The 15,853-nt window shown below is 53.6% G+C and carries 17 protein-coding genes and 1 other RNA gene; 9 read left to right on the forward strand and 9 right to left on the reverse strand.

The window, feature by feature from the left end; genetic code table 11:
• The first annotated feature begins 10 nt into the window (after positions 1-10).
• Positions 11-628 (forward strand): hypothetical protein, encoded by a 618-nt coding sequence (locus D568_RS0116120; RefSeq protein WP_020210637.1) that lies wholly within the window; start codon positions 11-13, stop codon positions 626-628.
• Here the strand turns inward: D568_RS0116120 and slmA are convergent.
• The 4 genes from slmA to coaBC are packed head-to-tail and all read right to left on the reverse strand — an operon-like array spanning position 625 to position 5,960.
• Positions 625-1,239 (reverse strand): nucleoid occlusion factor SlmA, encoded by a 615-nt coding sequence (gene slmA, locus D568_RS0116125; protein ID WP_020210638.1) that lies wholly within the window; start codon positions 1,237-1,239, stop codon positions 625-627. The genes D568_RS0116120 and slmA overlap by 4 nt on opposite strands.
• A gap of 46 nt (positions 1,240-1,285) precedes the next feature.
• Positions 1,286-2,188: an acetylglutamate kinase gene (argB, locus tag D568_RS0116130; RefSeq protein ID WP_020210639.1), complete on the reverse strand. Its 903-nt coding sequence runs from the start codon at positions 2,186-2,188 to the stop codon at positions 1,286-1,288.
• A 2-nt stretch (positions 2,189-2,190) separates the two neighbouring features.
• Positions 2,191-4,743, reverse strand: a complete 2,553-nt coding sequence (locus tag D568_RS0116135; protein ID WP_020210640.1) for a phosphomannomutase/phosphoglucomutase — start codon at positions 4,741-4,743, stop codon at positions 2,191-2,193.
• Positions 4,740-5,960 (reverse strand): bifunctional phosphopantothenoylcysteine decarboxylase/phosphopantothenate--cysteine ligase CoaBC, encoded by a 1,221-nt coding sequence (gene coaBC / locus D568_RS0116140; protein ID WP_020210641.1) that lies wholly within the window; start codon positions 5,958-5,960, stop codon positions 4,740-4,742. The genes D568_RS0116135 and coaBC overlap by 4 nt, the downstream gene beginning before the upstream one ends.
• Before the next feature lie 163 nt (positions 5,961-6,123).
• On the opposite strand from coaBC, the gene radC reads away from it, so the two are divergent.
• The 3 genes from radC to rpmG all read left to right on the forward strand — a co-directional run bounded on the left by radC (position 6,124) and on the right by rpmG (position 7,490).
• On the forward strand, positions 6,124-6,798 hold the full coding sequence (radC, locus tag D568_RS0116145) for a RadC family protein (RefSeq protein WP_020210642.1): 675 nt from the start codon (positions 6,124-6,126) through the stop codon (positions 6,796-6,798).
• 283 nt (positions 6,799-7,081) lie between these two features.
• Entirely contained in the window at positions 7,082-7,318 is a 237-nt protein-coding gene (rpmB, locus tag D568_RS0116150) for a 50S ribosomal protein L28 (protein ID WP_020210643.1), read from the forward strand.
• A gap of 16 nt (positions 7,319-7,334) precedes the next feature.
• Positions 7,335-7,490 (forward strand): 50S ribosomal protein L33, encoded by a 156-nt coding sequence (gene rpmG, locus D568_RS0116155; RefSeq protein ID WP_020210644.1) that lies wholly within the window; start codon positions 7,335-7,337, stop codon positions 7,488-7,490.
• A 109-nt stretch (positions 7,491-7,599) separates the two neighbouring features.
• Here the strand turns inward: rpmG and rpiA are convergent, their stop codons facing one another.
• Positions 7,600-8,274: a ribose-5-phosphate isomerase RpiA gene (rpiA, locus tag D568_RS0116160; protein ID WP_020210645.1), complete on the reverse strand. Its 675-nt coding sequence runs from the start codon at positions 8,272-8,274 to the stop codon at positions 7,600-7,602.
• Positions 8,275-8,414: 140 nt separating this feature from the next.
• Between rpiA and ilvA the strand changes: the two genes are divergently transcribed.
• Positions 8,415-9,929: a threonine ammonia-lyase, biosynthetic gene (ilvA, locus tag D568_RS0116165; protein WP_020210646.1), complete on the forward strand. Its 1,515-nt coding sequence runs from the start codon at positions 8,415-8,417 to the stop codon at positions 9,927-9,929.
• Between the two features lie 51 nt (positions 9,930-9,980).
• On the opposite strand, the gene D568_RS0116170 is transcribed toward ilvA, so the two are convergent.
• The 4 genes from D568_RS0116170 to D568_RS0116180 form a co-directional block, all read right to left on the reverse strand.
• The gene (locus D568_RS0116170; RefSeq protein ID WP_020210647.1) at positions 9,981-10,574 is read right to left on the reverse strand and encodes a 5-formyltetrahydrofolate cyclo-ligase; all 594 of its coding nucleotides are present in this window, start codon (positions 10,572-10,574) and stop codon (positions 9,981-9,983) included.
• 12 nt (positions 10,575-10,586) lie between these two features.
• Positions 10,587-10,765, reverse strand: a non-coding RNA gene (gene ssrS, locus D568_RS21530) — 6S RNA.
• A gap of 47 nt (positions 10,766-10,812) precedes the next feature.
• A complete protein-coding gene (locus D568_RS0116175; RefSeq protein ID WP_020210648.1) occupies positions 10,813-11,112 on the reverse strand; it encodes a cell division protein ZapA in 300 nt (99 codons plus the stop codon).
• A 12-nt stretch (positions 11,113-11,124) separates the two neighbouring features.
• Positions 11,125-11,331, reverse strand: coding sequence for a TIGR02449 family protein (locus D568_RS0116180; RefSeq protein WP_026287097.1), 207 nt, complete (start codon positions 11,329-11,331; stop codon positions 11,125-11,127).
• 191 nt (positions 11,332-11,522) lie between these two features.
• Between D568_RS0116180 and D568_RS0116185 the strand changes: the two genes are divergently transcribed.
• From D568_RS0116185 to D568_RS0116200, 4 genes are read left to right on the forward strand one after another with little or no spacing between them, the layout of a single operon-like run.
• Positions 11,523-12,113 carry a UPF0149 family protein gene (locus tag D568_RS0116185; protein WP_020210650.1) on the forward strand — a complete coding sequence of 197 codons (591 nt, stop codon included), beginning with the start codon at positions 11,523-11,525 and terminating at the stop codon, positions 12,111-12,113.
• Between the two features lie 5 nt (positions 12,114-12,118).
• Entirely contained in the window at positions 12,119-13,453 is a 1,335-nt protein-coding gene (gene pepP / locus D568_RS0116190; protein WP_020210651.1) for a Xaa-Pro aminopeptidase, read from the forward strand.
• A 2-nt stretch (positions 13,454-13,455) separates the two neighbouring features.
• Positions 13,456-14,640, forward strand: coding sequence for a 2-octaprenyl-6-methoxyphenyl hydroxylase (gene ubiH, locus D568_RS0116195; protein ID WP_020210652.1), 1,185 nt, complete (start codon positions 13,456-13,458; stop codon positions 14,638-14,640).
• The gene (locus D568_RS0116200; RefSeq protein WP_020210653.1) at positions 14,627-15,850 is read left to right on the forward strand and encodes a UbiH/UbiF/VisC/COQ6 family ubiquinone biosynthesis hydroxylase; all 1,224 of its coding nucleotides are present in this window, start codon (positions 14,627-14,629) and stop codon (positions 15,848-15,850) included. The genes ubiH and D568_RS0116200 overlap by 14 nt, the downstream gene beginning before the upstream one ends.
• Positions 15,851-15,853 lie beyond the last annotated feature (3 nt).

Raw genomic sequence — 15,853 nt, forward strand, 5'->3', positions numbered from 1 at the left:
GAAAACACTGATGTTTAAACACTTGAGCGCTAAGGTGCTGGGTTTATGCATGATGCTCAGTTGCGGTCAGATTCTGGCTGCGGAGGATGAGGTCGACCTGGGTGATGTGCTGTTTCGCTATAAAAGCGATAACGGTAGTTTGATGGTGAATCAAAGTATTCCACCGGATGCAGCGGCGAAGGGTTACGAAATTATTACCGATACAGGTCGTATCCTAAAAACTGTACCGCCAGCGCCGAAGGGTGAAAACGCCGTAAAGTACGCGGAGAAGCTTCGTCGAGAAGCTGCTTTGGCAGAGTGGGACACTCATTTAAAGCGGCGTTTTAGCTCGGTTAAAGATATTCAGTCGGCTAAAAAACGGGCTTTGAGTGAGTTACAGGGCAACGTCAGCCTGCTGCAGTCGAATTTAATCGGCATAGTAGCCCAGTTGGAAGATCAGCAGCGACGTGCGGGCATTATGGAGCGTAATGGCAATGACGTATCAGCGGCCATTTTGAAAAATATTGAAAACCTAGAGGTTGAGGCGTACGAACTGCGAAAGTTAATTAAGGCGCGTACGCAAGAGCTGGACGACAAGGCGGCCAAATATGACCGCGATATCGAGCGATTCAAAGAGATTAGCTCTTAGACGGTACTGATTGTCACCGGTGTCATGAGCCCAGCGGCTATTGTTTGCCACTGATCTGCCCAGTACTCGGTGGGTTGCCGTTTAAATTCGCTGCGTACAAACTGGGTGATACGCCCGTCAGCTAGGCATAACAATAAATTGGCCGCTGCAGAGAGTGGTAAAGTTGGCCGCAGCCCCTCGCGTAACTCCGCTTCGCGTAAAATCTGTTTGATTTGAGTTTCGATTCTCTCAAAAAGTTGAGCAATACGATTTCGCAGCCTTCCCGTTTCGCCTGTTAATGCATCACCCGTTAACAGGCGGGTAATCCCTGGGTTGCGCTGAGTGAAACTCAGCAATAAAAACAGGATCTTTTCACATCGGTCAATCGCCGCCGGCTCTTCACTTAAAATCAGTTTAATGCGCGAGAAAATGGTTTCTTCGACAAACTCAATCAGCCCTTCGAACATTTTTGACTTGCTGGGAAAGTGGCGGTAAAGCGCAGCTTCCGATACCCCCACCTCTTTGGCGAGGGCCGCTGTGGTGATACGTGCACCGGGGCTGGCTTCTAGCATGTGAGCCAGCGCCTCCAGGATCTGCTGGCGACGCGATACTTTTTGGTTCGTTTTGCTCATAGCGCAAACTCTTCCTGGCAATGTGTCCGATTGATTCGAGCGATGTTTAAAGCGATTTGTTGGTGATTAAGGTGCCCACACCGACATCGGTAAAGATCTCTAGCAGTACGGCGTGAGAAACTCGGCCGTCTACAATATGTGCAGAGGTGACGCCACATTTCACGGCGTCCAGGGCGCAGCTGATTTTTGGCAACATGCCGCCGTAAATGGTGCCGTCGGCAATCAGTTCATCGACCTGAGAGGTGGAAAGGCCGGTAAGTATTTCGCCGTCTTTATTCATTAGCCCTGCGACATTGGTAAGCAGCATCAGTTTTTCCGCCTGCAGGACTTCGGCGATTTTTCCGGCTACCAAGTCGGCGTTGATGTTATACGAGGCACCGTCTTTACCCACACCAATAGGGGCGATAACGGGGATAAAGTCGCTGTTAAGCAGCATATCGATAACGGATTTATTAATAGAGGCTACTTCCCCCACGTGACCGATATCGATAATTTCTGAGGTGGAAACTTCAGGTGTCTGCGCTTTAACTTCGAGTTTTTTCGCACGGATGAGTTGCCCGTCTTTACCCGTTACACCGATGGCTTCGCCGCCGTTGCGATTAATGAGGCTGACGATTTGTTTGTTAACGGTGCCGCCTAAAACCATCTCCACCACGTCCATGGTTTTGCTGTCGGTTACGCGCATGCCATTGACGAACTTGGAATCGATATTGAGCTTGCCTAACAGATCGCCAATTTGTGGGCCGCCGCCGTGAACCACAATGGGGTTCATGCCCACCAGTTTCATCATGACAATGTCGCGGGCAAAGCTGTTTTGCAGCTCTTCGTCGACCATGGCGTTGCCGCCAAACTTCACTACAATGGTTTTGCCGGTAAAGCGCTGAATATACGGTAAAGCCTCGGTTAACACCTTGGCAATGTTCATCGCTGCATCGCGATCAAGAGACATAATTAAAATTCCAAATTGAGAGTTTTGTCGATTTTAAGCAGTTCGCGTTTAAATAACTGCTTTAATTTGTTCAGTGTTTCTTCGTTTTCAGCTTCGAAACGCAAGGTGATTTCGGCGGCCGTATTGGAGGCTCGCACTAACCCCCAGCCTTTTGAAAAGTCGATTCGCAAACCGTCAATAGTGGTTGCTTTACCATTTTGAAAGTCACCTTGGTTGCACAGTTTTTCTATCAGTGCGAACTTTTCTTTTTCGTCGATCGGCATCCGAATTTCTGGTGTGCTGGGAAGCATCGGGAAAGAAGCGAAGACATCATCAATAGACTGGTCTCGCAGGGTGATAATCTCCAGTAAGCGGGCTGCCGCATAAAGCCCGTCATCAAAGCCATACCAGCGCTCTTTAATAAAGATATGACCAGAGTACTCACCACCTATTAAGGCACCGGTTTCTTGCATTTTTTGTTTCATGTGAGAGTGGCCGGTCTTCCACATAATAGGGCGACCGCCATAGCTGGAAATTAGTTGATTAAGTTGTTTTGAGCACTTCACATCAAACAGTACATCAGCCCCTGGATTGCGAGACAGAACGTCTTTGGCAAACAGCATCAGTAGTTGATCGGGCCAGATAATTTTTCCCGATGGGGTCACCACCACCAGACGATCACCATCTCCGTCGAAGGCGAGTCCAATGTCAGCCTGGGTCTCTTTTACCTTGGCGATTAAATCTTGCAGGTTGGCGGCGCTACTGGGGTCGGGAGCGTGATTGGGAAAGCTGCCGTCCAGTTCGCAGTGTAGCGGAATGACGTCGCAACCTAGTTCCTCAAATAGCTGTGGTGCAACGACACCGGTGACAGCATTGCCGGCATCTATCACTACGCTGACCTGTCCGGCCAGCGCAACATCGGAAAAGATACGGTCAATGTAATCCGGAATAATGTTTTCTTCTCGCAGCTTGCCCTCACCTTCAAGGTAGTGGCGTTGTGTGATTCTTGAACGGATGTCTTTGATGGCGCTGTCGGCTAACGATTGGCCATTAACTACCATTTTGAAACCGTTGTACTCAGCATCGTTATGACTGGCCGTTACCATGACTCCGCTGTTGGTCTCGGGCAGTTCGAGAGCGGCGAAATTCATCAGCGGCGTGGGCACCAGGCCAATATCAATGACGTCGCAGCCAGATGCTAATAAGCCTTCGATAAGGCTTTGGCAAAGCTCGGGGCTATGAGTGCGGCCGTCACGAGCTACCACCACGGAGGTTTCACCTTGATCTTGTATTTCACTGCCAAAGGCCAGGCCCACTTGCATGGCCAGCTCAGGGGTTAGGCCATCGCTGATCTTGCCGCGTATATCGTAAGCGCGAAACACTTGGTCTGGCACCTGTACCTGGGGAGTGGGTGAGGTAGGTTGGGCGGGGGCTTTTTTACGCGGTGTGGCGCTGTCGAGCCCGAGGATATCGGCATCTTCTTCAATCACTTCGATGTCCAGAATATCCTGCGATTGATACAGGCTGCCTGGCTGCGATGCGGCGATTGGACTTTCTGATGGCGCTGAGGCCTCGCTCTCTTCCCGGTTGTCTTTGTATTGTTTAGGGAGAATCAGGCCGGCCCCGTCTGCTCCTTGCTTGGTTCGCACCAGTAAGCGAGGTAATAACAGGGAAAGAATCAAGCCGGCGGTAACCAGCAGGCTAATGACTAAAATCCACATGCCGGGCAATTCTGCCGATTGATCCACGAGTTTTTGTGATGCCGTGAATTTGATGCTCAAATAACTGTTGGCAACTTTCTCTTGCGCCGCTGGTGCCGCATTGCCGTTGCCAATACTGGCGAGTAGTAAAGGGGTTTGATGGGAGAACGTTTGCTGCAATTCAAATTTTCCCATCTGTGTGTTCGCGTGGGTCAGTGATTGGAGATCAGCCTGAGGTTTAAACGTGGCTAATAGGCTCCCAGCGGCATTTTTCTCACCTTGAGGAGGTATTGGACGAGCGATGTGAATTTGCCAGCCAGACTCCAGTGGTGCCACTTCGGCCAGTGTATTTTGACGCCGAGTGCTTCGACGGATCAGGTCCAGCTCAGCATAACGCACGGGGGCTGAGTGTTCCGTATCCAGCGCCTCTTCTCCCTCGGCATAAGCCCGCAGTGCTAATAGATCCTCCGTGTTTTGGCTCAGGCGCGTGGTAATGGCAGTGAGCGCTGTCGTATCCTTAGTTTGGATCGCTGCTAATAACTCCGGATCGGCGCTCCATTGTTCAACCAGGCTGGCTCGCTCGGCAAGGTAGGTGCCTATGGCGTTTGCAGCGGATGCCGCACTTTGTTTGGATGCCTCAAGAACGCGCTGTTGCTGCTTTTGATCGACCATCGAGTCGTGCAGTAGGTAGGCGATAAGGGCGTTTACAGCTAAGGTTACGCCGACCAAAATAAACAGCAGTCGATGACGTTTAGCATGGAGCTTTTTCTTTGCCTCCTGCGCGCGTTTTTCGCCCCGGGTGAGTTTGGGCTTGTCGGCTTCGGTGGCGTTATCGCTGTCCGGCGCTGCGGCGGGTTTACCCGGTTGCTGGGTCATAGTGCCTTGTCCTTTGTTTTTTTACTTTTTTCCGCCAGCAAGTCAATCAGTGCGCGCGCTAATTGCGACTTGCTGCGTTTGTCGAGAGTAAGCTCAGTCGTCTCATCAATAAACGTAACGGCATTATCATCGCTATTAAAGCCGATGCCCGCGGCACTGACATCGTTGGCGATAATACAATTTACGCCTTTGCGCTCACGTTTGGTTTTCGCGTGGTCCAGTAGTCGTTCGGTCTCTGCGGCGAAGGCGACGCTGTATACTTTCGGTTGAGCGGCAACCACACTGGCGATAATGTCCGGATTCGCAATCAACTCTAACGTCATGCTTCCATTATTATTCTGCTTTTTGATTTTCTGCTCACTGACGCTGGCGGGGCGATAATCGCAGACGGCGGCGGCTGCGATAAAAATATGAGCGTTTGTTGCGGCTGTCAGGCTCGCATCAAGCATTTGCTCGGCGCTTTCTACTTGATGGAGCTCGACGTTTTCCGGGGCGGTCAAATGACAAGGGCCGCTGATTAAAACGACTTTGGCTCCGGCCTCTCGCGCCGCTTCGGCCAGCGCATACCCCATTTTTCCGGAGCTGTGATTACTGATATAGCGCACCGGATCCACCGCTTCACGGGTGGGGCCTGCGGTAATCACAACCGTCTTACCGGTTAAGGTTCCGGCACTGAAAGTGGCCGCTAGGCGCTCGGCCAGCTCGGTAGGCTCGAGCATTCGGCCCAGGCCCACTTCGCCACAGGCCTGGCTGCCGCTGCCAGGCCCAAAAACACCAATACCGCGCGATTGTAATTGTGAGAGGTTCGCCTGGGTGCTGGCCGAATCCCACATGGCTTGATTCATGGCGGGGGCTATATAAATAGGTGCACGAGTCGCCAGGCACAAAGTGGTTAGCAGGTCGTCGCCCATGCCTGCATTCAGGCGGGCCAGAAAATCGGCACTGGCAGGTGCGATGAGTACGGCGTCGGCCCAGCGCGCGAGTTCAATATGGCCCATGGCGGCCTCGGCAGCCGGGTCCAGCAATGAGGTGTGAACCGCCTGGCCCGATAACGCCTGCATGGTCATGGGGGTGATAAATTCACAAGCGGCACGGGTCATGGCGACTTTAACTTCAGCGCCACCATCGCGCAGGCGGCGTACCAGCTCGGCGGCTTTGTAGGCGGCAATTCCGCCGGTTACCCCAAGCAGTATGCGTTTGTTTTGCAGGGTGCTCATGCCAAGTGAGTGCTCGCTTCGTGACTAGACGCCTAAGATAACATTTAACCGAATCCGGATTAAGTCTCAATATGGACCTGGTGGTGAGATTTTTCCTCTTCGCTTGCAAACATCTCGTGTATGAACTTGACTGAAGTGACCGAAATTGGACAGGGAGGTCTGAATGTCAATTGCACAATGGCCAGTGGGTGAGCGGCCCCGAGAAAAGCTGCTGGAGCGCGGCGCGGCGGCATTATCCGACGCTGAATTATTGGCCATTTTCCTGCGCACCGGTTGTGCGGGTAAGTCGGCGGTGGACTTGGCCCGTGAATTACTCAGTGAATTTGGCGGGCTACGGCCATTAATGGAGGCTCCGCGCAATGCTTTCTGCCGGGGCGAGGGTTTGGGTGATGCCAAATTTGCTCAGCTGCAGGCGGTGTTGGAAATGGCCCGCCGTCATTTGAATGAATCGCTGCAAGTGGGTGATGCACTTACCAGCCCCGATTTGGTCAGGCGGTACTTGGTGGCTCAGTTGCGCCATAGCCCCCGTGAAGTCTTTGCGCTGTTGTTGCTGGATAACCAGCATCGATTAATTCGCTACGAACCCTTATTTTATGGCACCTTGGATGGTGCCAGTGTTTACCCTCGTGAAGTGGTAAAACTGGCATTGGCCAGTAACGCCGCTGCGGTGATTCTCGCTCACAATCATCCCTCCGGTGTGGCTGAACCCAGCCAGGCTGATCGGCGAATTACCGAGAAATTGGTGTCGGCCCTGGAGCTTGTGGGGGTGCGGGTACTGGATCACATGGTGGTGGGGGATGGCGAAGTTACCTCCTTTGCGGAGCGTGGATTATTGTAATCCACAGCGCCTGAGGATAAAAAATCGGCAAATTCTGGCTAAAAAAGCAACGAAACGTTGCTATTGGCAGGCTCTTTTGGTATAAAACGCGGCTCTTCGCGGCCGGGTAACCGAGCGATGGCTGAAGTAAAGCCTCCTGAGGGCGAGTCCAGTGTTACGGACCCCGTGTTTCAGGCCGCATTGATACACACAGGCTGCATAATGAATCTTGCTCTGGGCCGCTCTGAACGGGGCGTTCGTGGAAGTGGCGCAGCGCGATTAATTTGGTATAAGAGGCAACACCATGTCTAAGGTATGTCAGGTTACCGGCAAGCGTCCCGTAACTGGAAACAATGTATCTCACGCAAAGAACCACACCAAGCGTCGTTTTTTGCCTAATCTGCACTCTCACCGTTTTTGGGTAGAGGCGGAAAAACGTTTTGTAAAACTGCGCGTATCAGCTAAAGGCATGCGCGTAATCGATAAGCGTGGCATTGAAGCTGTTTTGGCTGATCTGCGCGCGCGTGGTGAGAAGGTTTAATTGAGGAGATAAAGTCATGCGCGAGAAGATTCGTCTGAACTCTAGTGCCGGCACCGGTCATTTCTACACGACCGACAAAAATAAGCGCACCATGCCTGAGAAAATGGAGATCAAAAAATTTGATCCCGTTGCTCGTAAGCATGTGATCTACAAAGAAGGCAAAATCAAGTAAGTTGGTTTTGACCTCTCGCAAAAAAGCCCGGCCAGTAATGGTCGGGCTTTTTTGTTTCTGCCGTCGAGCGGCTGGCCGCTCGATCGCTTACTTTGGCGAGCTCGAGAGTTTACTTTGGGTAGATAGTCTCGACTCCCGCACGGCGGCCCAGCAGTAAAACGTCCGCCCCCTGATGGGCAAATAAGCCGTTGGCCACCACGCCGGTAATCTGGTTGATTTTCAGCTCCAGATCTTTGGGGTCGATAATCGACAGGTTGTGCACGTCGAGGATGACATTGCCGTTGTCGGTCACGACGCCTTCACGGTACACCGGGTCGCCGCCCAGTTTTACCAGTTCGCGGGCGACGTAAGAGCGCGCCATGGGAATGACCTCAACCGGTAGCGGAAACTCCCCCAGCACTTTGACCCACTTGCTTTCGTCGGCAATACAGACAAACTCGCGAGCGACGGCGCGAACAATTTTTTCGCGGGTCAGCGCGGCGCCGCCACCTTTGATCAGCGCCAGCTGGGCGTTGGATTCGTCGGCACCATCGACGTAGGCGACCAACTCGCTCACTTCGTTTAAATCCAGCACAGTAATGCCAAGAGCTTTAAGTTTACTGGCAGAGGCGTCTGAGCTGGCCACGGCGCCAGCAAAGTCGTCTTTAAGTTCGCCCAGCATATCGATAAAAAAGTTGGCGGTAGAGCCTGTGCCAATGCCGAGAATGCTGTCTGTTTCCAACTTGGGAGCAATATAGTCGATGGCGGCGCGGGCAACGGCCTGCTTGAGCTGATCCTGATTCATGGCGACCTCGAGAAGAAAGTGTGCTGCTATTATAAGCGCTGAGCTGCAAATTCGCAGGTATCTGTGCGGCAAGTTCGGGTGTAACCGAAGAGTAAATTGTTTATCATGCGGCGACTGACTTTACCGGCCCACGAGTGTTTATGACAGACTCCTACATCAAACGAATTCTCAATGCGCGTATTTACGACTTGGCTGTGGAAACACCGCTGGATGACGCGCGTTTATTGTCGCAGCGCACGGACAACAAAGTGTTGCTTAAGCGTGAAGATCTGCAGCCGGTATTCAGCTTTAAAATTCGCGGTGCTTACAACAAGCTGTTGCAGCTCACGGACGCCGAGCGCGATAAAGGCGTTGTCGCGGCATCGGCTGGCAATCACGCTCAGGGGCTGGCGCTGAGTGCGCAGCACTTGGGGGTTAAGGCGACCATTGTCATGCCGCGTACGACTCCAGCGATTAAAGTGGATGCGGTGCGCGCCCGCGGCGCTAAAGTGGTACTGCACGGCGATAATTTTGACGAGGCTGCGGCCCATACGCAAAAGTTGATTGCAGAAAAAGGCTACACCTACGTTCACCCGTTCGATGACCCGGATGTTATCGCCGGGCAGGGCACGGTGGCGATGGAAATTTTACGTCAGTACCCCAAGCACATCGACGCTATTTTTGTCGCCGTCGGTGGCGGAGGCTTGTGTGCCGGTGTAGCGGCGTATGTGAAGTATGTGCGCCCCGACGTGAAAGTGTTTGCGGTCGAGTCCGAAGAATCTGCGTGCCTCGCGGCGGCCATGGAGAAAAAGCGCCGGGTGAAGCTGCCGCAAGTGGGTATTTTTGCCGATGGTGTGGCCGTGGCGCAGATTGGCAAAGAGACCTTTAAGGTCATTAAAGACAATATCGACGGGGTTATTACCGTCAATACCGACGAAATTTGCGCGGGTATAAAAGATATTTTTGAAGATACCCGTTCCATTGCCGAGCCTGCGGGCGGGGTCAGTGTGGCGGGCTTGAAAAAATATGTGGCTGAGCACGGCATTAGCGGCCAGACGTTAGTGGCCATCGACAGTGGTGCGAATATTAATTTTGACCGTTTGCGCTATATCTCTGAGCGCACCGAAATCGGCGAAAAGCGCGAGGCTATTCTGGCGGTTACCATTCCTGAGCGTCCCGGTGCGTACAAAGATTTTTGCCAGGCGTTGGGTAAACGCAGCATTACCGAATTTAATTATCGCTACGCTGATGCCGATAAAGCCCGTATTTTTGTCGGTGTGCAGGTCTCGGCAGACCCCAACGACCGCGATGAGCTGGTGAGTGATTTACGCAGCCAAGGCTACGACTTGGTGGACATGACCGATAATGAGCTTGCCAAGCTGCATATCCGTCACATGGTGGGTGGTCACGCTTCGGGTGTTGCGGAAGAAATGGTGTTTCGCTTTGAATTCCCCGAACGTCCCGGTGCCTTATTGCAGTTTTTAAATCTGGTGGCGGGGCGCTGGAACATAACCTTGTTTCACTATCGCAATCATGGCTCAGCTTTCGGGCGGGTGCTTGTGGGCATGGAAGTGCCGGCCAAAGAGCGAGCGCAGGTGCGTAAGTTTTTAGCGGAAATTCATTATCCGTTTTGGGAAGAAACCGATAACGAAGCCTACCAGTATTTTTTAAGTTAATTGGTAAATCCCATGACGGGGTGCGGTGGGTGATGCTGCGCCGCACCCCGGTTATTTTCCGAACACAACTCCCTTTTCCGTCACCACCGCTGCCAAGGGGATGTCCCAGGGCTCCAGCGGCAATTTCTCTACCTCCTGGCATCCGTGCGCCAAGCCGATCAGTTTGGGGCGACTATTGCCAGGCTGTCGTCTTTTAAAAGCAAAGGTTGTGTCGTAAAAACCACCCCCCATTCCCAGCCTGCCTCCGGTTCGGTCAAACCCGACCAAAGGCATAAAAACGATGTCGAGATGGCGGGCCGAAAGGGGCGCGCTGCGGTGTGTTATCGGTTCGGGGATACCAAAGCGGTTGCGGCGCAAGCGGGTGTTTTGAGTCAATGGGGTAAACCAGAGCTGGCGTTGACTCCAGGGGTGCAAAACAGGCAAATAACATTTAACCCCTTTTTGCCACAAAACTTTAGTCAGTGGCCGCGGGTCCAGCTCGCCATCTGCAGGCCAGTAGAGGGCGACTTTGCGCGCGCTTTGCAGCCAGGGGTGGCGCTGCAGGTGTTTTACGAGCAGATGGCTCGCACGTGTTTGTTGCTGAGGTGTGAGTGCGCGGCGGCGTTGGCGCAGCGTTTTACGGAGGGTGTGACGAGATTCGGTCATAGGTGAGAATTAAACAACCCCAAGATGCCGCTGTCGAGTGGGCCTTGAACCCTAAAGTTCAAGGGGTGGCTCCAGCGATGTTATTAGGCTTTCCGGACGTGCGGACATGCTCACAAACACCAGCGAAGAGCTACCGGGTACAGCATTATCGGCTCAAGGACATCGTCGACTGGCGAACATCCCAGGGTATGAAAGTATTGTAACAAAGATTGGGGAATCTCCCAAAAGCTTCGCTAGATTAACGAGTACTAAGCTTATCCAGTTGCGCTTCAATTTTGTTCTGCATACGGTTAAGCGATTCGCTATCAATACCGTTAGCGGTGCTGGTGGACTTGGCTTGCAGTAGCTCATGGCTCAGGTTCAGCGCCGCCATCACCGCAATACGCTCCAGCCCCATAACCCCGCCGCCTCGTTTAATCATACGCATACGCTCATCGAGAATCTGCGCCGACTCCAGCAGGGCACTGCGCTCTTCTGGAGGGCAGGCCACTTGATACTCTTTGTCCAGAATCCTGACGTGTACGGTTTCGTTGCTCACAGTGGGCCTCGTTTATTCAGCTTCCAGACTTTTTAAGCGCGAAATCATGGCCTCAACTCGCGAACGGGCCAGTTCATTTTTCTCCACTAGCCGCACTCTTTCGCGCTGCCAATCTTCTTCGCGTTGTTTAAGTTCGGTGTTTTCCTGCTGTAATCGGCTGCACTGGCGCAGCAGCTCGTCCAGTTTGACTTCCAGGGTTTTTAACGGTTCGTCTGACATGGGCAGGTGACCAATTTGAATTGTGCGACTACTATATTGCGCCTCGGCAAAGGCTGCAATCGATCTTAAAGTGCTTTCTAGTTTATGTGCGCAGTGCACCAATATCAAAGGTGTTTTTGTTTGGTATTGATAAGGCTCAAGAGTGCCAATTGAGCCCTGTGCTAGCATAGGGCAGATTTAGGAGAATTTTTATGTCTGAAATTGAAAAACTGGTCAATGGCTTTGAGCTGTGGGATGAACGTTTTGCCCCGCTTGAGGCGTTGAACAGCCCGGCGGAGTTGCAGGGAATGCTCTGCGGTCGCCTGTGCGGTACACCGCTAAATGAAGCGGACTGGCTGCGTTTGGTGAATGATTTTATGGCGCTGACCGATGAGCCGGATCAAGCCACCACCGATGCGCTGCTGGACTTTTTAAAACAAACCCGAGGCCAACTGGGCGGCGAAGGTTTCAGCTTTGTGTTGCTGCTGCCCGATGATGAGCAAAGTATGTCCGAGCGGGTTGAGGCGCTGTCGCAGTGGTGTCATGGCTTTTTAAGTGGTTTCGGCGCGTCTGGAGCCGTTGAGCAAGGTGAAGTCAACCCGGACATTGCCGATACCCTGGAAGATTTTTCGGCCATCGTGCAAATCGAGTCCAGTGACAATGATGCCGCCAGTGCTGAATCTGATTTTATCGAAGTGGCGGAGTATGTGCGCATGTCCGCTCTGACGCTATATCAGGCCTTTCATGGTAGCGATGCCGCCGCCTCAGCCCCAGTAACACCCGACTCCGGAACTCTGCATTGATCCCTATGAGAATTAGCAAAGCCGAATTTGCCCGTCGCCGCAAAGCCTTAATGGCGGTGATGGAGCCTAACAGTATTGCCATTGTGCCATCGGCGCCAGAGCGAACTCGCTCGCGCGATACCGAATACCTTTACCGGCAAGACAGCGACTTCTACTACCTGACCGGTTTTAGCGAACCCGAGGCGGTACTGGTATTGATTCCCGGGCGTGAGCACGGTGAGTTTGTGCTGTTCTGTCGCGACCGCGACCCTGAGCGCGAGATATGGGACGGCTACCGTGCCGGGCCCGATGGGGTTTGCCGTGAATACGGTGCGGATGACGCGTTCCCTGTGGATGATATCGACGATATTCTGCCCGGTCTGCTGGAGGGCCGCGAGCGTGTCTACTACGCCATGGGGAAAGACGCTGGCTTTGATCGCCAGGTGATGGAATGGGTGAATACCATTCGCGCCAAGGTGCGCTCAGGCGCGACGCCGCCCGGTGAGTTTTTGGATTTGGCGCACTTTCTTCACGACAACCGTTTGTACAAAAGCGCCGCCGAACTGCGGGTAATGCAAGAGGCCGGAGACATTTCTGCCCGTGCCCATGTGCGCGCCATGGAATATTGCCAGCCCGGCGTTATGGAGTATCAGCTTGAAGCAGAAATTCTGCATGAGTTTGCCATGGCCGGTGCCCGCCATCCGGCGTATAGCTCCATTGTTGGCGGGGGTAAAAATGGCTGCATTCTTCACTATGTGGAGAACAGTGCAGCGCTAAAAGATGGCGATCTGGTGCTGATAGACGCAGGTTGCGAACTGGAATATTACGCCGCCGATATTACCCGTACCTTTCCCGTGAATGGTCGTTTCAGCGAGGCGCAAAAAGCGCTTTACGATATCGTATTGGACGCTCAGAACGCCGCCTTTGCCACCCTTAAGCCGGGTGCGCATTGGAATGAGCCCCATGAGGCCTCGGTAAAAACCATTACCCAGGGGCTGCTGGACTTAGGCCTGTTAGAAGGGGAGATAAATACGCTGATTGACGAGGGCGCTTATCGTCGTTTTTACATGCATCGCATCGGTCACTGGCTCGGTATGGACGTTCACGATGTGGGCGATTACAAGGTTGGCGGCGAATGGCGAGTGCTTGAGCCGGGTATGGTAATGACGGTCGAGCCCGGAATTTATGTCGCACCGGACGATGAAACAGTGGCCAAAAAGTGGCGTGGTATCGGCATTCGTATTGAAGATGATGTCGCCATTACCAAAGACGGTTATCAGGTATTAACCGACGCGGTACCCAAAACCACCGCCGAGATTGAATCGGTAATGGCCCGTGCGGCCGCAGCGCGGAGCGCCTGAGTTTGACCACTTACGACCTGGCCATAGTCGGTGGAGGCATGGTGGGCGCGAGCCTCGCGCTCTTGTGCGCGCGAGCTAACCCCAGCTGGCGCATCGCGGTGATCGACCCGCACCCGGCCGAAGTGGGGGACGTATCCGCCAGGCCCAGTTTTGATGCCCGTGCAACGGCCTTGTCCGCCGGTAGTGCGAGCTACCTTAATAACCTCGGAGTCTGGCAAAGCCTTAACGCTGTGGCAGCACCCATTGAACAGGTGCATATTTCAGACAAAGGTTATCTGCCGGGGCAGAGAATCTGTGCGGGCGACTACGCCATGCCTGCGCTTGGCTATGTGGTGCCTAATCAGCCTTTAGGGGCAGTCTTCATCAGCGCCATGGCCACGCAATCTGGTATTGAGTCGCTGGTCGATTCGGTTGAGCAGTTAACGGTTACCGCCAAAGCCGCTGAAGCGCGTTTAGCCAGCGGTGCGAATATCAGTGCAAAGCTTATCGCCATTTGCGACGGTGCCGACTCACCTTTGTGTAAGGCGCTCGGTATTGGCCATCGCAAGCGCCACTATCAGCAGCGCGCGGTTATTGCCAATGTCCGTGTAAGTAAGCCCCACGGCAATACCGCCTTTGAACGGTTTACGGATGAAGGGCCACTGGCGTTATTGCCTTTGCAGAACTCGCGTGAATTAGCGCTGGTTTGGACTCAGCCTATCCTTGAGCCTGACAGGTCTGGCCGACCTGATACGGATTTTCTGCAACAGCTGCAGCAGCGATTTGGTCATCGCTTGGGCCGGTTTGAAGCGGTGAGTGAAAGGTTTAGTTACCCCTTACAGCTGAGCGAAGTCGACGAGCCGTGGCGCAGCCGCCTGGTGGTGATGGGCAATGCCGCGCACAGTCTGCACCCGGTTGCGGGCCAGGGCTTTAATCTGTCCCTGCGCGATTGCGGTGTATTGGCCGATTGTCTGAAAGGTGTGACTGACCCGGGAGCGCTCGAGTGCTTAAAGAATTACGGCCGCCTGCGCCAGCAGGATCAAACCCTTACCACAGAGCTGAGTCATGCCATGGTGAAGTTGTTCAGTTCGCGGCGAGCGTCTCTGGTGAGTGCGCGACATTTGGGGTTACTTGGTTTAGAGCTGTTTGCGCCACTAAAGCAGGCGTTTTCCCGGCAAATGATGGGAGGGCATAGTGGCGCCGCCTGATTACGATATTGTCATTGTCGGCGCTGGCATGGTGGGCGCCAGTATGGCCTTGCGCCTGGCCGATACAAATTTGCGTATCGCGCTGGTGGCACCTTCTATGGCAGAGGGTGCAACGGCTGCCTTAAAGGAGAGCGGCGAAGCTTTCGACCCGAGAGTGGTGGCGTTAACGGCCGCTTCGCGTCGGTTGTTCTCGCAACTGGGTATCTGGCCCGGGCTGGAGCAGCGACGCGTTTGCCCTTACCGCAACATGCATGTGTGGGATGGCGAAGGGGCCGGTAAAATCGATTTCAGGGCTGACGAATTAGGTTGTGACGCTCTGGGGCATATTGTTGAAAATCGCCTGATTGTTGGCGAGCTTATGGATAAGTTGGCGCAAACGCCAATAGAGCGGATTACCGCGCAGGTTAAAGGCCTTATTTATTCTGAGTCCGGCCTGGGCGGCGTGGCGCTAAGCGATGGTCGCCCACTGCACGCAAGGTTAACCATTGCCGCCGATGGCGCCACTTCAGCGCTGCGTGATTTTGCCGGCATTGGCGTGCGTGAATGGTCATACGGCCAGAGCGCCATTGTTACCACGGTAAGCACCGAGCAGAGTCATGGGCATACCGCCTGGCAGCGGTTTATGGCAACAGGCCCATTAGCGTTTCTACCTTTGTGTGAACGGCCCGAAGAGCCTAACCCGTGTAACAGCTCTATCGTGTGGTCTGCCGATGAAAGCCTTGCCGCACAGTTAATGGCGTTGGATGACGCCGCCTTTGCCCGGCGGCTGGCATCTGGCTTTGAACACCGCCTGGGTGCAGTTACTCAGGTGGCAAAGCGCTATTGTTTACCGTTAGTGCAGCGCCATGCGAAAACCTATTTTAAACCTGGTTTGTCGTTAATCGGCGATGCGGCTCACAGCATTCATCCACTGGCCGGGCAGGGCGTGAATTTAGGGTTGCTGGACGTTCAAGCCCTGGCTCAAGAGATTGTGCGAGCAAAAAATCGCGGTATCAGTTTGGACGATGCTTCAATTTTGCGCCGCTATGAGCGTGAGCGTATGGGGCATAACCTCACTATGATGGCGGCTATGGAAAGCTTTAAGCGCTTATTTGGCAGCCGGGATTTAAGATTACTTTGGCTTCGCAATTGCGCGCTGCGCTCTGCTGACTCCCTCTCTGTTTTGAAAAATACTTTGGCTCGTGAGGCCATGGGCCTGTCATTGTCATAAAAC

Origin of the sequence: Gilvimarinus chinensis DSM 19667, assembly GCF_000377745.1 — a bacterium.
In the GTDB taxonomy this organism is placed as follows: Bacteria; Pseudomonadota; Gammaproteobacteria; order Pseudomonadales; family Cellvibrionaceae; genus Gilvimarinus; species Gilvimarinus chinensis.